We start from the raw sequence: 17,937 nt of genomic DNA, 5'->3' as shown, positions 1-17,937 counted from the left end.
GTAGGTCTCTTGCCTCCACGATACTCGGGTGGTGCCGCTCCGGGCGTGTTCTACGCTGAGAGCGTGCCCAGGAAATCACCCCTCGTCATCGGGCACCGCGGTGCGCCCGGCTATCGCCCGGAGCACAGTCGCTCCTCCTACGAATTGGCGCTCGCCATGGGCGTGGATGCCGTGGAACCCGACGTCGTGGCCACCAAGGACGGCGTCCTCGTCGTGCGGCACGAGAACGAGATCTCGGGCACGACCGACGTCGCCCTGCATCCGGAGTTCGCCGATCGCAAGACGACCAAGCGTGTCGACGGACAGGCGCTGACCGGCTGGTTCACCGAGGACTTCACCTGGGCGGAGCTGTCGACCCTGCGCGGGCGGGAGCGGCTGCCCGAGGTGCGGGTCTCGAGCGCGAGCTTCGATGACTCGCAGGCCATCCTCCGCCTGCGTGACGTGCTCGACATCGTGCGTGACGGTTCGACCGAGCACGGGCGGGAGATCGGCGTGGTGCTCGAGGTCAAGCACGCCACCTACTTCGCGAGCATCGGCCTCGACCTGGCTCCGCTGATCGAGCGTGAGCTGCGGGATGCGGGATGGGCCGACGGAGAGCTGCCACTGGTGATCGAGTGCTTCGAGTCGACGGTGCTCGGGCAGCTGCGGGAGCGCGGCGTCGCGGCGTCGTACATCTACCTCATCGAGGCGACCGGTCGCCCGTACGACCGGCTGGTGGCCGAGGGCAAGCAGGCGCTCACGTACAAGGCGACCGTCACCCCGCAGGGGCTCGACGGCCTCGTCGGACGTGTCGACGGCATCAGCGTCAACAAGAAGATGCTGCTCGACCGCGGCAACACGATCGTCGCAGATGCGCATGCGCGCGGCCTCGCGGTCTTCACGTGGACGTGCCGGCCGGAGAACGCGTTCCTGTCGCCGGAGTTCCGCGGCTCGGGAGGGCGCTCGGCGTTCGGGGACTACGAGTCGGAGTGGGGCGTCATCGCGCGCCAGGGTATCGACGGCGTGTTCGTGGACCATCCCGATCTGGGCGTCGCGTTCTTCCGCAGCTGAGCGGAGGCGTCTCCGGCCGACCGTTCGTCAGAGCGGACCGAGGACGGTCTTCACGTCGCCGTCGAGCGCGAGTGCGCGCAGCGGTTCGAGGATCTCGCGCTCCTCGAACCGGAAGTGCGACTCCATGATCGCGGCGATGCCGTCGAGGTGCCCGGCGATGGTGGGCGCATCATCTCCCCGCTCCGCCGCGGTGCGCAGCGAGCCGAGCAGGTGGGCGAGCATCGAGTGGTCCTGCATGAGCTTGTCGATCACGCCACCGAGTTCGGGATGCTCCGTGCGCAGCGCGGGGAAGAGCATGCGGTCCTCGGCGCCGTGGTGGCCGTCGAGAGCCGTGCAGAAGCCGATGCAGAAGAGCAGGAGCTCGGACGTGGCATCGGGCGCCGAGCCGCCCTGATCGAGGGCCTCACGGGTGGCGGCGAGCGCCGCGCGCAGGCGCGAGTGCGCCGAGCGGAGCTCGTGATCCCAGGCGATCAGGCGGGCGGCATCCATCGCCCCAGTGTAGGCGGGGGCCGGGTCAGAGAGTGCGGTCGAACGCGCCGCGACGCGTGGAGACGATCTCCTTGCCGAGCGGCATGAGCGAGATCGGAACCATCTTGAAGTCGGCGATGCCCATCGGGATGCCGATGATCGTGACGCACAGCAGGATGCCGGAGACGATGTGCCCGATCGCGAGCCACCAGCCGGCGAGGACCACCCACAGGACGTTGCCGAGGAACGAGCCGACGCCGGCCGTCGGCTTGCTGATGACCTCGCGCCCGAACGGCCAGATCGCGTAGGCGGCGATACGGAACGAGGCGATCGCCCACGGGATCGTGATGATCGGGATGCACAGCAGGATGCCGGCCAGGACGTACCCGAGGAACAGGGCCCATCCGGCCAGGATGACCCAGATGATGTTGAGGATCGTGCGCATGGGGAGATTGTGTCACCCGTGCGGCTCGGTGTCTGAGCATCCGCCCCGAGGTCCCGGGCGCGCGGCGGTCCGGATGCCAGACTGACCGCATGACCGGAATCGTGGTGCAAGACGTCAGTAGAGCGTTCGGAACGGTGCAGGCGGTGCGAGGGGCCACCCTGCGAGCCGAGCCGGGCCGCGTGACCGGGCTGGTCGGGCCGAACGGGGCGGGCAAGACGACGCTGCTCCTCATGCTCGCCTCACTCCTCGCCCCGGACAGCGGGACGATCAGCATCGGCGGCGTCGACCCGTCGGTCGACCCGCTCGCGGCTCGGCGTCTGCTGGGCTGGATGCCGGACGCACTCGGCGCCTGGCCGTCGCTCACGGCGCGGGAGACCATCGTCACCACCGCCCGCCTGTACGGCATCGAGAAGCCGGACGCCGCCGCGCGGGCGCAGCAGCTGCTCACACTCGTCGGGCTTGGGGAGCTCGCGGACTCGCCCGCGAAGGTGCTGTCGCGGGGACAGAAGCAGAAGCTCGGCCTCGCCCGCGCCCTCGTGCACGACCCCCAGGTGCTGCTTCTCGACGAGCCGGCATCCGGACTCGACCCCGAGGCGCGTGTCCAACTGCGCGAGCTGCTGCGTCGCCTGGCTGCCGAGGGGCGCACGGTGCTGATCTCGAGCCACATCCTCTCGGAGTTGGAGGAGGTGGTCGACGATTCGGTCTTCCTCGTGGCCGGTGCCGTGGTCGACGCGGCTCCCCTGCAGACCTCTGTGCGCGCGTGGCGCGTGCGCCTGGCCGGCGCGACGCCGGAACGTCTGAACGCCGACACCTGGCAGGTGGCATCGAACCTCGGCCTGTCCCCGGACTCCCTCGCCACGGATCGCGGAGCGGTACTCGTCGGATTCGCGGGTGAGGATGCGGCGGCGCAGTCATTGCGCACGCTCGTCGAAGCGGGCCTGCCGGTAGCGGAGTTCGCCCCGGCGCAGAGCGATCTGGAGCACACGTTCCTCAACCTGTCGCATGCGCCGCTGCCGCAAGCCGCCGCTTCCGCCCCGCCGCATCCTGTGCCGCCTGCCGCACCACCAGCACCACCCGCCCCCGCGGCACCGACCGGAACGGAGGCGGGAGCATGAGCCTCGCGAACATCGGGATCATCGCCCGACTCGAACTGACCCAGCGGCTGCGGAGCGTCGGCTGGTACGTCCTGCTGGGTGTCTTCGCGCTCATCCTGCTCGGGGTCACCGGGCTCGCCTTCGCCGTGTACTCCTGGGGCGACTTCGTCGGTGCCGGCGTCTACTCCATCGTCGTCAACATCGTGCTGCTGCTGGTCGTGCTGGTGTCGCCGACCCTCAGCGGCAACGCGATCAACGGCGACCGTGATGCGGCGACCCTCGCCGCGGTCCAGGTGACTGCGGCGTCGACCGGCGACATCATGCTCGGCAAGCTCCTCGCCGCCATCGCAACCGGCGGCGCCTTCCTGCTGGTCGCCGTGCCGTTCCTCGCCCTGTCGCTCCTGGGCGGGGGAGCGGATGCGCTCGTGCTGCTGGTCTCGCTGCTCGTGCTCGCGGTCGAGATCATCGTGGTCGCGGCCATCGGCGTCGGCCTGAGCGGGCTCATCGCCCGCCCGCTGTTCTCGGTCGCGGCGACGTATCTCGTGGTCGCCGGCCTCGTGTTCGGCACGCTCATCGCCTTCGGGCTGGGCGGCATGGCCGTGCGCAGCGAGGCGACGACATACTCGCGCCCGTACGACGCGAACGGCGCCCCCATCTGCGACGAGTGGGAGGTCGGCACCACCTACGAGGTGCCGCGATTCGACTACGTCTGGTGGGCGCTGTCGGCCAACCCGTTCGTCGTGCTCGCCGATGCGACCCCCACGGAGTTCTCGCCCGAGGGGTACCCGGTCGACCTGTTCGGCCAGATCAAGCTCGGCGTGCGCAGCGCGCAGCAGTCGCCGCTCGAACAGCGCTGGGACGAGTGCGACCCGAACGGCGGCTACCGCACGCCGGAAGAGATCATGGACTCGTCGGTGCCCAGTTGGTTCGTGGGACTCGGCGTGCAGATCGTCATCGCCGGCTCGCTGTTCGCCGGGGCATGGGCACGTACGCGGACGCCCGCGAAGCGTCTGCCGCCGGGCACCCGCATCGCCTGAGGATGTGAGAACGGAAGGGGAACGGGAAGTCGCCACCTCCCGTTCACCTTCCGTGCACCGGAGGGATTCTTCGCGGCCACGCGGGATCGGTGGTCTGGGCTGGTACCCGACTGAGTCCGGTCGGGCCCCGCCTGGGGCCTGCCGGCCGACCCCCAGGAGTCCTCCATGCCCCGCCTGCAATCCGCAGCCGCGGTCGCGGCGGTGTGCGCACTGAGCGCCGCCGCCCTGCTCGCCACTCCCGCCGCCGCCATCGGCGCCTCTCCCGGCATCCGCCCGGCGGAGAAGGTCTCGGCCGCGCCGAGCCTCGTGCTCAACGAGATCGTCTACGACGACGCGGCGACCGGCCTCGCCGACCAGATCGAGATCTACAACGCGGGCACCGAGACGGTCGATCTCGCCGACTGGAAGGTCGCCCACGAGAAGCGCGACAGCTTCGGGGAGGCTCCGGAGGGCACGTCGCTCGCTCCCGGGGAGTTCCTCGTCCTCGTGAAGGACGTCGACTTCCCGTTCGGACTCGGCAAGGGCGACGAGGTCGTGCTCTTCGACCCGAGCGGTGCCGAGGCCGACTCCTATGCCTACGAGAACACCGCGCCGCTGTCGGTGTGGGCCCGGTGCGCCGACGGCACGGGCGAGTGGGCGCATGCCACGACGGCGACCCCCGGCGCAGCGAACGACTGCACGGTCGCTCCCGTCGCCGGCTCCATCGTGATCAACGAGGTCGACTCGCAGCCCGCCGACTGGGTCGAGTTCTACAACCCCGGAACCGAGGCGCTCGACATCTCGGGCTACGAGATCCGCGACAACTCCGACGACCACCGCTGGCAGTTCCTGGCCGGCACGCAGATCGGAGCGGGCGAGTTCCTCGTCGTCGATGAGGGCACGATCGGTCTCGTCGGAGGAGCCGAGGCCGCGTTCCGCGACCCCATCGGCATCGGCAGCGCCGACCGCATCCGCCTGTTCGACGCGGCAGCAGCGCAGATCGACGACACCCTCCCGTGGGAGGGGCACGCGGCGATCGACGGAGACTTCTCCGCCGCCACGCTCGCACGCTGCCCGGACGGTGTCGGCGCGTTCGTGCTCGCTCATTCGACGCCCGGAGCCGCCAACTCGTGCGTCATGCCCGACGTCGTGATCAACGAGATCGAGTCGAACGGCGACACCACCGACTGGGTCGAGGTCGCGAACACCGGCAGCACGGCCGTCGATCTGTCGGGCTGGAGCGTCATGGACAGCGACCCCAGCGGTCATGCGGGTGAGACCACACCGCTGCCGGCCGGCACGACGTTGCAGCCGGGCGCATACTTCGTCTTCGACCAGCCGGCGAACTTCGTCTTCGGTCTCGGCAACGGCGACACCGTGACGGTCCGCGATGCGAACGGCAACACCGTCGACGAGCACGTCTACACCGCCCACGCTGCGGGCGTGCTGGCGCGCTGCGCCGACGGCTCCGGCGACTTCGTCGATGTCGCGGTCTCGACCAAGGGGCTGCGCAACGCCTGCGGCAATCCGGTGCGCCTCAACGAGGTCGAGTCCGACGGCGGCTCGCCCGACGACTGGGTGGAGCTCGTGAACCCGACCGACGCGGCCCTCGACGTCTCGGGCATCGTGGTGAAGGACGACGACGACACCCACGCCTATTCGATCCCGGCCGGAACCCGCATCGGCGCGGGGGAGTACCTCGTGATCGAGCGCGAGCAGCTCGGCTTCGGCCTGGGCGGCGGCGACGCGGTGCGGCTGTTCGACGGCGAGCTGCTCGTCGACGAGACCAGCTGGGGCGAGGGACACGCAGCCATCACCTGGGGGCGCTGCCCCGACACGACGGGTGCCTTCGCCGCGACGACCGCGTCCTCGAAGGGCGCCGCGAACGTCTGCGCCGGCGAGGTCACCGTCTCGCCGTGGCCCGGGTCGGCCGAGGTCCGCGTGCTCGACAGCATCCCGACGTTCCTCGAGGACAGCTCGGGGCTCGACGTGCAGGAGACCGCCGACGGCGCGTTCCTCTGGGCGGTCGACAACGGCGAGGGGCGCATCTGGAAGCTCGAGGCGCACGCCGACGGCTCGGTCGAGAAGGTCGACGGCTGGGATGCGGGCAAGCGGGTCCGCTTCCAGAAGGACGCCGCGGATGCGGGTGCCGCAGGTCCGGACACCGAGGGCATCACGGTCGACGGAGACGGCTTCGTGTACGTGGCCTCGGAGCGCGACAACGGTGCCAAGGGGGTGAACCAGAACAAGGTGCTGAAGGTCGACCCGGAGGCGTCGGACGGGGACCTCGTCGCCCAGCAGGAATGGGACCTCACCGCGCTGCTGCCCTCCGTCGGGGCGAACCTCGGTATGGAGGCCGTGCAGTGGGTGCCGGATGCCGCGCTCGCCGGAAAGCTCTTCGACGACAACACCGGTGCGGCGTACAAGCCCACCGACTATGCCGGCCACGGTGGCGGGCTGTTCCTGGTCGCGGTCGAGGACAACGGCCACGTGTACGCCTTCGCCCTCGACAGCGACGGCTCGGCCACCCTCGTGTCGGAGATCGCTCCCGGGCTCGCCGGTGTGATGGCTCTCGACTACGACAGTGAGCGCGGCACGCTCTGGGCCGTCTGCGACGACGGCTGCCAGGGCCGTTCGGCCGAGATCACCCTCAACGGCACCGCCCAGCCGGGCATCGTCCAGTACGCGCGTCCTGCCGGCATGCCCGACATCAACAACGAGGGCTTCGCGACCGCGCCGGCCTCGCTCTCGGTCGACGGTCAGCGTCCGGTATGGTGGTTCGCCGACGGCTTCGCCTCCGAGTCGCTGCGCACCGGCACGCTTCCGGGCGTCGACGGGGAGAACCCGGGCGGCGAGAACCCGGGTGGCGAGAACCCGGGTGGCCAGAACCCGCCGCTGCCCGGCACGGACCTGGTCGACGGCAACCGCAACGGCGTGACGGTCGATCCCGTGGTCGCCACCCGCGGTCAGAAGGTCACGGTCACCGTCGGCGCGGACGCGGCGGGAGAGGACATCGCGGTGTGGATGTACTCCGACCCGGTGCAGCTCGCGACAGGCGCGCTGTCCGCGGCAGGGTCGATCACCGTGACGGTACCGACCGATGCCGCGCTGGGTGCGCATCGGATCGCGGTGTACGACGCCGATGGAGTGTTGCTCGGCTGGGCGGACATCCGTGTCGCCGACGGAGCGGGTGGTCTGGCCGCGACCGGTGCCGAGTTCCCCGTCGCCGCGATCGCGCTGGCGCTGATGCTCCTGGTCGCGGGAGGGGTGGCGGTCCGCCGCCGCACGCGCACCGTCTGAGATCGATGGGGTGCGCGGGTCGTCCCGCGCACCCCATCGCAGCCGTCTCGGCTGGGGCATCCTCGTGCCGCAGTGTCGGTGCCGACGCCTAGACTCATAAGGCCATGACCGAAGCTCCTCTCATCGTCCCCGGATCCGTCGGCCCCCGCTCCTCCGGGGCCCCGGGGCAGGACGATCTCCTCGCCGGCCTGAACCCGCAACAGCTCGAGGCCGTCACCTATCGCGGGCCCGCACTCCTCATCGTCGCGGGCGCCGGATCGGGCAAGACGAGCGTGCTCACCCGCCGCATCGCCTCGCTGCTCCGCGGGCGCGAAGCCTGGCCGAGCCAGATCCTCGCGATCACGTTCACGAACAAGGCGGCCGGCGAGATGCGGGAGCGCGTCGAAGGACTGATCGGCGACGCCGCGCGCGGCATGTGGATCTCGACGTTCCACTCCGCCTGCGTCCGCATCCTGCGCCGCGAGGCCCAGCAGTTCGGCTACACGAAGTCGTTCACGATCTACGATTCCGGCGACTCGCGCGCGCTGCTGAAGCGCCTGGTCAAGGAGCATGAGGCCGACGCCTACGGGCTCACCCCGGCATCCGTGCAGTCGCGCATCTCCAAGCTGAAGAACGAGCTGTCCGACGCCGAGTCGTACGCCCGGCAGGCCAACATGAGCGACCCGGCCGAGCGGGTCTTCGTCGAGGTCTTCGCCGACTACCAGCGGCAGCTCCAGAAGGCCAACGCCTTCGACTTCGACGACCTCATCGGCCAGACCGTCTACCTGTTCCGAGCGTTCCCGCAGGTCGCCGACACCTACCGACGCCGGTTCCGACACATCCTCGTCGACGAGTACCAGGACACGAACCACGCGCAGTACTCGCTGATCCACGAGCTCACGCGCCCCGTCTCGGGCGCCGCGGGCTCGGCCCCCGACCCGTATGCCTCCAACGGCATGATGATCTTCGAGCCCGATCCCGCGCCCACGGCGGACGCCGGCGAACCGGGCGCCTCGCTCACCGTGGTCGGCGACTCCGACCAGTCGATCTACGCCTTCCGCGGCGCCGACATCCGCAACATCAGCGAGTTCGAACGCGACTTCCCGGGCGCCCGCGTGGTGCTGCTCGAGCAGAACTACCGCTCGACCCAGAACATCCTCTCCGCCGCGAATGCGGTGATCGGCAACAACTTCGACCGCAAGGACAAGAAGCTCTGGAGCGACAAGGGCGACGGCGACGCCATCATCGGCTTCACCGGCTACTCGCAGCACGACGAGGCGCAGTTCGTCGCCGACGAGGTCGAGGCGCTGCACCGTGCGGGCATGCCGTACTCCGAGATGGCCGTGTTCTACCGCACGAACTCGCAGTCCCGTGCGCTGGAAGAGATCTTCATCCGCTCCGCGGTGCCCTACAAGATCATGGGCGGCACCAAGTTCTACGACCGCGCCGAGATCAAGGACGCACTCGCCTACCTGGTCGCGGTCGCGAACCCGGCCGATGAGATGTCGGTGCGACGCATCCTGAACAAGCCGCGGCGCGGCATCGGAGATGTGACCGAGACGGCCATCGCCCGGTTCGCCGAAGACCACGGCATCAGCTTCCGCGACGCGCTGTCGATGCCGGGTCAGCTCGGGGTCGGACCGAAGATCCAGGCGGCGATCGGGCAGCTCGACGCCGTGCTCGCCGAAGCCGCCGCGATCCTGACTCCCGCCACCGGCGAGGTGCCGCCCCCCACGAGCGTGGCTGATGGTCTGGGCGTGCTGCTCGGCAAGAGCGGCTACCTCGACGCGCTGCGCGCCAGCCGCGACCCGCAGGACGAGGCCCGTGTCGAGAACCTCGACGAGTTCGTGGCCGTCGCCCGCGACTTCGCCCGCAACAACCCCGAGGGCACGATCGTCGACTTCCTCACCGAGGTCGCGCTGGTGTCCGATGCCGACGACCTCGACGACGAGTCCGGGTCGGTCTCTCTCATGACCATGCACACGGCGAAGGGCCTCGAATACGACGCCGTCTTCGTCACGGGTGTCGAGGAAGATCTGATCCCGCACCGCATCTCGGCGGGAGAGCCCGGTGGGCCGCAGGAGGAGCGACGCCTCTTCTACGTCGGCATCACACGGGCGCGCAAGCGGCTGCACCTGTCGCTCGCCATGACGAGAGCGCAGTTCGGCGAGGTCACCGTGGCGATGCCCAGCCGCTTCCTGCAGGAGATCCCGGCGAACCTCATCGACTGGCGGCAGTCGCCCGGTGACGTGAACTCCCGCGGCGGCATGCAGTCGCGGGCGCTCAACGCACGTCGCCAGGGCGGGTTCGGCGGTTCCGGCTCCAGCGACCGGTTCGCCGTCAAGGCGCTGCCCGGTCGCGACTCCCTGAAGCCGCTGTCGACCGCGATGGACAAGTTCCCCAACCGGGTCACGGCCAAGATGCGCGACAACGGCGACCTCGAGCTCACGGCGGGCGACCGCATCCGTCACGTCGACTTCGGCGAAGGGCGGGTGGATGCCGTGACCGGCGAGGGTGCGAAGCGCATCGCCCACGTGCGGTTCGACTCGGCGGGGCAGAAGAAGCTCCTCATCAAGGTCGCGCCGATCGAGAAGATCTAGCCCGCGCCGCGCGCCGGTCACCGGCGGAGCGCGCGGGGGAATGCCGGTTAGGCTGGCTGATTATGGCCCTCTTCTCCCGCCGCAAGAAGTCCGCAGACGATGCTGTCACCCCCGCCCCCGACGCGGAGGAGACCGCGACCGGGTCGGATGCCGTGAACGCCGATCAGGGCACGACCGAGGCCGAGCAGCCCGTCGAGGCGCCGTCGATCGGCATCTCGGTGCAGGCGTTCCGCGGCGTCGGTGCCCAGGCCGGGCCCGAGGTCGCGCTGCCGCCCTCCGATGCGCAGCCCGAGGCAGCAGCCGCGGACCCGCGTCCGGCGCAGCCCGCTGCTCCCGCGCAGCCCGCAGCTCCCGAGGAACGGCGTCTTCCGCTCGCCTCGCCCCTGCCGCCCGAGCAGACCGAGACCGTCGCAGGGATGAAGGACAACGTCCTGCTCCGCGAGGCCCTCACCGAGATCGAGGCGGGCGCGAGCAACGACCAGCTCCTCGGAGTGATGCGTCAGGCGCTCCAGGGCCACCTCTACATCCGCGTGAACGGCGACGCGCGTGCGCAGATCAGCGAGGGAAAGCCGCTGTCGGTCGCGGTCGTGCGCGACAACGACGACCGGCAGTTCATGCTGGCGTTCAGCTCGGCCCGTGCCGTGCGCGACTCGGTGCAGCTCGAAGCCGACCCCGCCGCGACCTCTGCCGTCGCGCAGCCGGTGACGTCCGTGCTCCAGCAGGTCGTGTCCGGTGACTTCGCCGGCCTCATCGTCGACAACGCCTCCGCCCCGCATCGCGTGGTGTTCCCCACCGATCTGCTGCAGAAGACGCTCGAGCAGGCCGACGTCGACATGACCGTCAAAACGATCCTCGCCGCTCCGCGCGAGCAGGACTCGACGCTCAAGGTCGGTGAAGCGCTCGCGGTGAAGCGCATGTGGGTCGCCGTGAACGAGGGTGACGGCAGCGGCCAGGCCGGTATCGCCGAGGCGCAGACCACCGACGGGCGCCGCTTCCTGCAGCTGTTCTCCCACCCCCTCGAGGTGATCGCGCTGGGCCGCGGCGACCGTCCGCTCCCGTTCGAGCCGGAGCAGCTGGCGAAGGTCCTGTCGAGCCATTCCGACATGGCGGGCGTGATCGTCGACTCCGCGGGTCCGTCGATCGTCGTCGAGCGGGATGCGCTCACCCCGGTTCTCGCGCTGGCTGTCGCCCTCGGCGACTGAGCGGTACCGGAGCCCTCGCCCCTACCGGCGCGGGGTTCCGTCGGTCGGGGCATCGCTCTAGGGTCGGAGCATGGCCTCAGAACGTGTGACCCTGACCATCGCCGACTCCGACGGAGAGCGCGATGTGGCCCTCTCGAGCCCGAACCGGGTGGTGTGGCCCGATCTCGGCATCACGAAGGCGGAGTTGGCCGAGTACGCCCAGCTCGTCGCGGTTCCCTTCCTCGCGGCCAACGGCAACCGTCCGGTGTCGCTCGAGCGCTTCCGCGACGGCGTCGGCGCGTCCGATGGACCGCCCGCCGAGGGCTTCTTCTCGAAGAACCCGCCCAAGGGGACGCCCGACTTCGTCGACGCCGTCACTGTCACGTACAACAGCGGACGTCAGCATCCGCAGATCGTGCTCAACAGGGCGAGCGCGATCGTCTGGGCTGTGCAGATGAACACGATCGTGTTCCACCCCTGGGCGTCGCTGGCGACCGACGCCGACAACCCGGTCGAACTGCGCATCGACCTCGACCCGCAGCCGGGCACGGACTTCGCGGATGCCGTGACCGCGGCGCACACGCTGCGCGAGGTGCTGCGCGAGGCGGGACTCGAGGCGTTCGCCAAGACCAGCGGCAACCGCGGTCTGCATGTCTTCGCTCCCATCGAGCCGACCCACGAGTTCCTGGATGTGCGGCACGGCGTGATCGCGGCCGGGCGCGAACTGGAGCGGCGGATGCCGGAGCAGGTCACCACGAACTGGTGGAAGGAGGAGCGCGGGGAGCGGATCTTCGTCGACTTCAACCAGGCCAACCGCGACCGGACGATGGCCGGCGCCTACAGCCCGCGCGCGCTGCCGGGGGCGACGGTCTCGACGCCGGTGCAGTGGGACGAGCTCGACGGCTTGGATCCGCGCACGTTCACGGTGCGCAGCATCCCGAAGCGCCTCGAGGAGGTCGGTGACCCTTGGGCGACGATGCAGGCTTCTCCCGGCCGCATCGACACCCTGCTGGAGTGGTGGGAGCGCGACAGGGAGAACGGACTGGGAGAGCTGCCGTTCCCGCCCGAGTTCCCGAAGATGCCGGGGGAGCCGCCCCGCGTACAGCCGAGCAAGAAGGTCGCCGCGAACTGGGACGAAGACGGTACTCCCGCCGAGAAGGACTGAGCCGGCGCGAACGGCCCGTCAGCGGAGGACGTCGGCGAGGTCGTAGCCGGCGACCGTGTCGAGCTGGTCGTAGGTGCAGGAGCGGGCGTCACGGTCGGGCCGCCACCGCTCGAACTGCACCGTGTGGCGGAAGCGGGCGCCCTCGAGCTGGTCGTAGCGCACCTCGAGCACCCGCTCGGGGCGCAGCCGCACGAACGAGACGTCCTTGCTGCCGCTGAACCGTGACCGCTCGCCTTCTGCGGTCAGCGCCTCGCCGCTGTCGTCGCGCTCGACGAGGGGAGCGAGCTCCTCGACGAGTTCCTGCCGTCGGGCGTCGCTCCAGGCGGCCACGCCGCCGACCTGCCGCAGCACCCCGTCGTCGCCGTACAGCCCGACCAGGAGCGATCCGACGCCCGAGCCGGACTTGTGGATGCGGTAGCCGAGCGCCACCACATCGGCCGTGCGGGCGTGCTTGATCTTGAACAGCGTCCGCTTCCCCGGCGCATACGGCTGGTCGAGGGGCTTGGCGACGACACCGTCGAGTCCTGCTCCTTCGAATTCGGCGAGCCAGCGGACGGCCGCGTCGCGGTCTCGAGTCGTGCGGGTGATGTGCAGCGGATGCTCGACGCCATCCATGAGTGTCTCGAGACGGGACCGGCGGGTCTCGAAGGGCTGCGTCAACAGGTCGTCGTCGCCGAGGGCGAGCAGATCGAAGGCGATGAACATCGCCGGCGTCTCCGCCGCGAGCTTCACGACGCGTGAGGCCGCCGGGTGGATGCGCTGGCTCAGCGCCTCCCAGTCCAGGCGCTGCGAGCCGAGTGGTCCGGTGGCGACGACGATCTCCCCGTCGAGCAGGCACGGTCCGGGCAGCAGCTCGGGGATCGCCTCGACCAGCTCGGGGAAGTAGCGGGTGAGCGGCTTCGCGCCCCGAGAGCCGATCTCCACGGTCTCGCCGTCCCAGGCGATGAGGCCGCGGAAGCCGTCCCACTTGGGTTCGAACAGGAGCCCACCGGAGGTCTTCGCCGGATCGGGAACCGCCGGCACCGCTTTGGCGAGCATCGGCGCGGGGATCTCGTAGCGCATGCTCCCATCCTGGCCGCGGCATCTCGATTCCGGAACCCCGGCGTCGCCGCCGATCGAGCGTCAGCCGAACACGTCGTCGAGCCCGGCCGGCATCCCCGCGTCGTGCAGCACGGTGCGGGCCGCGTGCCAGCCTGCCATGCCGTTCACCGCGGGGCCGGGCGGAGTCGATGCCGACGCCAGGTACACCCCGCGCATCGGGGTGCGCCAGGGCGTCGGAGAGACCACGGGGCGCCGCAGCGCCTGCCGGATGTCGAACACGCCACCGGAGATGTCGCCGCCGATCTCCCCGGGGTTGATCGCCTCCCGAGACGACGCGGGCACTGCGTGATGAGCCAGGATCAGATCCCGGAAGCCCGGCGCAAAGCGCTCCACCTGCGCCGTGATGAGCTCGGTGGGGTCGAGGTCGGAGCCGTTCGGCACATGGATGTATGCCCACAAGACGGCTTTGCCCTCGGGCGCACGCGTCGGGTCGAAGACGGAGGGCTGCACGGCGAGCACGTAGGGGCGCGCGCTCACACGACCCGCGGCCACAGCGTTCTCGCTCGCCCAGACCTCCTCACGCGTCCCGCCGAGATGCACGGTCACCGCGTTCCGCACCTCCGGGTTCGACCAGGGGATCGGGCCGTCGAGCGCGAAGTCCACCTTGGCCGCGGCGGCGCCGTATCGGTAGCCGCGGAGCGCTCTGGCATATCCGGCCGGCACGTCGGGGTGGGTGAGGGCGAGGCGGGGCGAGGTGTTCAGCAGGAGCACGTCCCCGCGGGAGGGGTCGCCCGCGTCCAGGGTGCTCAGGTCGTTCACGCGCGCACCGGTCTCGACCGTTCCCCCGTGCGCTTCGAGGTCGGCCACCAGTGCATCGGCGATGGTCTGCGAACCGCCGCGCGGGTAGGGCCAGCCTCCCGCGTGGGCGAGAGCGGCGAGGAGGAGCCCCGCTGCCGCCCCGGCGAGGGTCGGCTGCGGGGAGTTCGCGTGGGCCACGACTCCCGACATCAGGGCGGCGGCCTCCTCGGCCCGGAACGAGACGCGGGCGAGAGGGGTGCCCTGGTCGAGCATCCGGATCGCGTAGCGCACCGCGGTGACGGGGTCGGCCGGCATCCGGAGGAGCTGATTGCCCGTAAAGTCCGTCACCCCTTCGATGTGCGTGCTGAGCGGACGCAGGCGGGCCAGCCAGGCGTCGCGGTCGGGTCCGAGGGCGGCGGCGGTGCGCTCGATGTCCCGCCAGGCGACGGCCGCGCGGCCGCCGTCGAGGGGGTGGGCGAACGAGATGTCGGGGCGGATCCATTCGATGCGCTCGTCGAGCCGGAAGGCGTGGAAGAACGGCGAGGACACCGCCGCCGGATGCACGGCGGAGCACACGTCGTGGCGGAAGCCCGGAAGCGTCCCTTCTCGGGTGCGCAGCCCGCCGCCGATCGTGTCAGCGGCCTCGAGAACGCGGACCTCATAGCCGGTGCGGGCGAGCGCCACCCCGGCGGCGAGGCCGTTGGGTCCGGATCCGATGATCGTCGCGCGTGCCATGCGGCCAGTCTCGCACGGGCAGAGTGGTCGAAAGAGGGGGTTGCGGCGTGCGATCCTGGAACAAATGAAAGAAGTACAAGGGCCGACCCCCGCAGGCACCTCCCGTCCATACCGTTCGCTCCAGGAAGCGCTGCGCGCGCACCGCATCGACCCGTCGAACCACGCGTTCATCGCGGAGATCACCCAGACGATCGGAATCAGCTCGTTCATCGACCGTGGTCGCTACATCGAGGCCATCCGTCGCGGTGAGGGCGCCGCGCTGCACATCGGACGCACCTACACGAACGGTTTCACTGAGGACGAACGGCTCGTCGTCGGGTCCACTCCGCTTCGTCTGCAGCCGAGCGAGGGTCGCGCGCCCTACTTCTACGTCAGCCACCCGAGCGAGTTCATCCCGCTGACCCCGCCGCGCGCTGCCAAGCGCACCACGACTCCTCGTGTCTCCGCTCCGCGTGCCGAGAAGGCACCCAAGCCGGTGGAGGAGCGGGACTACGGCGTGTGCGACGTGTGCTTCATGGTGAAGACCCCGTCCGGCGGCTGCGGCTGCGACTGACGGTGAGCGTCGACGCGCACCGTCCGCTCGAGCGACCGGTGATCCGCGTAGCCGATCTGACCGGCCCCGATGCGATCGAGGTCGGTTCCGCGGTGCGGGCCTATCTGCTGCAGACCGAGCTCGAGAAGCACCAGCAGGAACGGACCGTTCCGGACCCTGCCGCCCCGCTCCCGGAACGCTATCGCCGCGAGGTGGAGACCCCGGCCGCCGCGTATGCCGGGCATCGGGTTCTGCTCGCACAGCTTGAGGAGCGCGTCGTCGGTGTGGTCGTGCTCTCGGAACGGGAGGGGATCGCGGAGATCAAACGTCTCTGGGCGGTTCCTGCAGCCCGAGGCCGCGGTGTGGGGTCGGCGTTGCTCGACGGCGCCGTGCACGCGGCGGCCGCGTCAGGTGCGACTGAAGTTCGACTGTCCGTCTGGGACTGGCGACAGGGTGCTCTGCGTCTCTACGAATCGCGGGGCTTCGAGCGCGTGCCCTCCTGGGACGACCGGGAGCGGCTCGTGTGCCTCGTGCGTCCGGTCTGACGAGAACGCTCGCCGCCCGAGGTCTCAGGCGAACGCGCTCATCCCGGTGATGTCACGCCCGAGCAGCAGCGCCTGGACGCTCTCCGTGCCCTCGTAGGTGTGGATGGCCTCGATGTCGGCCATGTGCTGGATGACGCCGTTCTCGAGCAGGATGCCGTTGCCGCCGAGCAGGTCGCGGGCGGTGGAGGCGATGCGTCGCGCGGCGCGTGTGTTGTGGAACTTCGCGAGCGACGCCTGGGTCGGCCGCAGCTCGCCCGCGGTCTCGAGATCGGCCATCCGCCGGCAATACAGCTGCATGGCGGTGAGATCTTCGAGCATGTGGGTGAGGCGCTCCTGCACCATCTGGAACTTCGCGAGCGGCTTGCCGAACTGCACGCGCTGTGTCGCGTAGGCGAGCGCGGCCTCGTAGCAGGCGGTCGCGTGTCCGAGCGCCGACCAGGCGACGCCGGAGCGGGTCGCGTACAGCACGGTCGAGGCGTCCTTGAAGCTCTTCGTCCCCGGCAGCACGGCGTCGAGCGGCACCCGCACGTCGTCGAGGACGATGTGCGCCTGGTGGATGGCCCGCAGCGAGGCCTTGCCGCGGATCACGCTCCCGGTGTACCCCGGCGTCTCCTGTTCGACGAGGAAGCAGCGAACCGCGCCGTGCTCGTCGGCGCCCTCGTCGTCGATCCGCGCCCACACGAACGTGATGCCGCCGGACGCGCCGTTGCCGATCCACTTCTTCGCGCCGCGGATGACCCACGAGTCGCCGTCGCGGCGGGCGACGGTCTCGAGGGAGACGGAGTCCGAGCCGTGGTCGGGCTCGGTCAGCGCGAAGGATCCGAGGACCGAGCCGTCGGCGAGAGCGGTCAGCCACCTCTCCTGCTGGGCCGGGGAGCCGAACAGGGCGAGGGTGCGCAGGGCGAGTCCGCCCTGCACGGCGAGGATCGTGCCCAGCGAGCCGTCGCCGCGGGAGATCTCCATGTTGACGAGCCCGGCGGCCAGCGGAGACAGGCTCGTGAGCGCGGGGTGCTGGACGCCGTCCACGACGAGGTCCATCTCACCCATCCGACGGGCCGCCTCCAGCGGGTACTCCGCGCGGTCCCAGGCATCCGCCATCTGCGGGGCGACCTCGTCGACGTAGGACTTCGCCCGATCCCACGCCTCACGGTCGGCGGCGGGGATGTCGGTGAACACGGCGTAGTAGTCGCTGTCCTGACGCGCGGTGATGTCGTACGACGAGACCCGTTCGCCGGGGAACGGGGTGGCTGCAGTGCTCATGGGGCTCCTTCGTGGACCTGAGTATCGTACTCCTCGATACTCGGTTCCACGACCCTCACGCGGCTAGTCGAGCTCCGACTGCAGGCGGCGGGACACCTCGGCGATCGGCATCGAACGTGGGAACACCGCGACGACCATGTCGTCCGGGGCGGTGGCGGCTTCGCCCGCCACACCGTAGCGGCGGCGCACATCGGCCAGTGCCGTCTGCAGGGTAGACAGCGGCACTTTCTTGCGCCCCCGCAGCAGCTGGCGCAGCACGTGGTTGTGCACGGCGGTCACGAGGGCGGCGAAGCCCACGGCGTCCAGCGGGTCGACGCCGGGAAGCGCACCGCGCAGGTACTCGTCGAACAACCTCTCGTAGCGGAAGACCGTGATGATCTCGCGTTCGCGCAGCACGGGCACCTCGCGGACGATCTGGTAGCGACGGCGGGCGAGCTCGGGGTCGTGCGCGAAGTGCGCGAAGACCGACTCGGATGCTGCGCACACCGCGCCCCACGGGTCGTCGTGCCCCTCGGTGAGGAACTCCCTGAGCTGCTCGAGCAGCACCTCATGGTCGGCGAACACCACGTCCTCCTTGCCGCCGAACTGGCGGAAGAACGTCGAGCGCGAGACACCGGCGGCCTTGGCGATCTGTTCCACCGAGGTCTGGTCGAACCCCTGGGCGCTGAAGAGCTCGAGCGCTGCGGCCACGACGCCGGTGCGCAGTTCTGCGGATTCGTGCATGGCGA

At 70.3% G+C, this 17,937-nt stretch carries 15 protein-coding genes; 9 read left to right on the top strand and 6 right to left on the bottom strand.

Annotated elements, in window-relative coordinates; genetic code table 11:
• Positions 1–63 precede the first annotated feature (63 nt).
• Positions 64–1,050 carry a glycerophosphodiester phosphodiesterase family protein gene (locus OC372_RS17660; protein WP_262003315.1) on the top strand — a complete coding sequence of 329 codons (987 nt, stop codon included), beginning with the start codon at positions 64–66 and terminating at the stop codon, positions 1,048–1,050.
• A 27-nt stretch (positions 1,051–1,077) separates the two neighbouring features.
• Here OC372_RS17660 and OC372_RS17655 read toward each other — a convergent pair whose 3' ends face one another.
• Both OC372_RS17655 and OC372_RS17650 read right to left on the bottom strand, forming a co-directional pair.
• Positions 1,078–1,539 carry a hemerythrin domain-containing protein gene (locus OC372_RS17655; protein WP_262003313.1) on the bottom strand — a complete coding sequence of 154 codons (462 nt, stop codon included), beginning with the start codon at positions 1,537–1,539 and terminating at the stop codon, positions 1,078–1,080.
• Positions 1,540–1,564: 25 nt separating this feature from the next.
• Positions 1,565–1,963, bottom strand: a complete 399-nt coding sequence (locus tag OC372_RS17650) for a YccF domain-containing protein (RefSeq protein ID WP_105711596.1) — start codon at positions 1,961–1,963, stop codon at positions 1,565–1,567.
• A gap of 89 nt (positions 1,964–2,052) precedes the next feature.
• Between OC372_RS17650 and OC372_RS17645 the strand changes: the two genes are divergently transcribed.
• The 6 genes from OC372_RS17645 (at position 2,053) to ligD (ending at position 12,298) form a co-directional block, all read left to right on the top strand.
• Positions 2,053–3,078 (top strand): ABC transporter ATP-binding protein, encoded by a 1,026-nt coding sequence (locus OC372_RS17645; protein ID WP_262003310.1) that lies wholly within the window; start codon positions 2,053–2,055, stop codon positions 3,076–3,078.
• The gene (locus OC372_RS17640; RefSeq protein ID WP_105711594.1) at positions 3,075–4,094 is read left to right on the top strand and encodes an ABC transporter permease; all 1,020 of its coding nucleotides are present in this window, start codon (positions 3,075–3,077) and stop codon (positions 4,092–4,094) included. Before OC372_RS17645 ends, OC372_RS17640 begins: the two co-directional genes overlap by 4 nt.
• A gap of 165 nt (positions 4,095–4,259) precedes the next feature.
• Positions 4,260–7,373: a lamin tail domain-containing protein gene (locus OC372_RS17635; protein WP_262003307.1), complete on the top strand. Its 3,114-nt coding sequence runs from the start codon at positions 4,260–4,262 to the stop codon at positions 7,371–7,373.
• Positions 7,374–7,477: 104 nt separating this feature from the next.
• Positions 7,478–9,952 (top strand): ATP-dependent helicase, encoded by a 2,475-nt coding sequence (locus tag OC372_RS17630; RefSeq protein WP_105711592.1) that lies wholly within the window; start codon positions 7,478–7,480, stop codon positions 9,950–9,952.
• Positions 9,953–10,014: 62 nt separating this feature from the next.
• Complete coding sequence (locus tag OC372_RS17625) at positions 10,015–11,154, top strand: SseB family protein (RefSeq protein ID WP_262003305.1); 1,140 nt, start codon at positions 10,015–10,017, stop codon at positions 11,152–11,154.
• A 70-nt stretch (positions 11,155–11,224) separates the two neighbouring features.
• On the top strand, positions 11,225–12,298 hold the full coding sequence (gene ligD / locus OC372_RS17620) for a non-homologous end-joining DNA ligase (RefSeq protein ID WP_262003304.1): 1,074 nt from the start codon (positions 11,225–11,227) through the stop codon (positions 12,296–12,298).
• A gap of 18 nt (positions 12,299–12,316) precedes the next feature.
• On the opposite strand, the gene OC372_RS17615 is transcribed toward ligD, so the two are convergent.
• Both OC372_RS17615 and OC372_RS17610 read right to left on the bottom strand, forming a co-directional pair.
• On the bottom strand, positions 12,317–13,360 hold the full coding sequence (locus tag OC372_RS17615) for an ATP-dependent DNA ligase (RefSeq protein WP_262003303.1): 1,044 nt from the start codon (positions 13,358–13,360) through the stop codon (positions 12,317–12,319).
• Between the two features lie 60 nt (positions 13,361–13,420).
• Positions 13,421–14,872 carry a phytoene desaturase family protein gene (locus OC372_RS17610; RefSeq protein ID WP_262003301.1) on the bottom strand — a complete coding sequence of 484 codons (1,452 nt, stop codon included), beginning with the start codon at positions 14,870–14,872 and terminating at the stop codon, positions 13,421–13,423.
• Between the two features lie 64 nt (positions 14,873–14,936).
• On the opposite strand from OC372_RS17610, the gene OC372_RS17605 reads away from it, so the two are divergent.
• A complete protein-coding gene (locus OC372_RS17605; protein ID WP_105711586.1) occupies positions 14,937–15,425 on the top strand; it encodes a hypothetical protein in 489 nt (162 codons plus the stop codon).
• On the top strand, positions 15,371–15,949 hold the full coding sequence (locus OC372_RS17600) for a GNAT family N-acetyltransferase (protein WP_262003297.1): 579 nt from the start codon (positions 15,371–15,373) through the stop codon (positions 15,947–15,949). Before OC372_RS17605 ends, OC372_RS17600 begins: the two co-directional genes overlap by 55 nt.
• Before the next feature lie 24 nt (positions 15,950–15,973).
• Here OC372_RS17600 and OC372_RS17595 read toward each other — a convergent pair whose 3' ends face one another.
• Together OC372_RS17595 and OC372_RS17590 are read right to left on the bottom strand one after the other, a co-directional pair.
• Complete coding sequence (locus tag OC372_RS17595; RefSeq protein WP_262003295.1) at positions 15,974–17,209, bottom strand: acyl-CoA dehydrogenase family protein; 1,236 nt, start codon at positions 17,207–17,209, stop codon at positions 15,974–15,976.
• Between the two features lie 63 nt (positions 17,210–17,272).
• On the bottom strand, positions 17,273–17,932 hold the full coding sequence (locus OC372_RS17590) for a TetR/AcrR family transcriptional regulator (protein WP_262003293.1): 660 nt from the start codon (positions 17,930–17,932) through the stop codon (positions 17,273–17,275).
• Positions 17,933–17,937 lie beyond the last annotated feature (5 nt).

The sequence above is a fragment of the Microbacterium sp. Mcb102 genome, from assembly GCF_024519805.1.
Lineage (GTDB): Bacteria > Actinomycetota > Actinomycetes > Actinomycetales > Microbacteriaceae > Microbacterium.
This window is presented reverse-complemented; position numbering and strand designations above follow the sequence as displayed.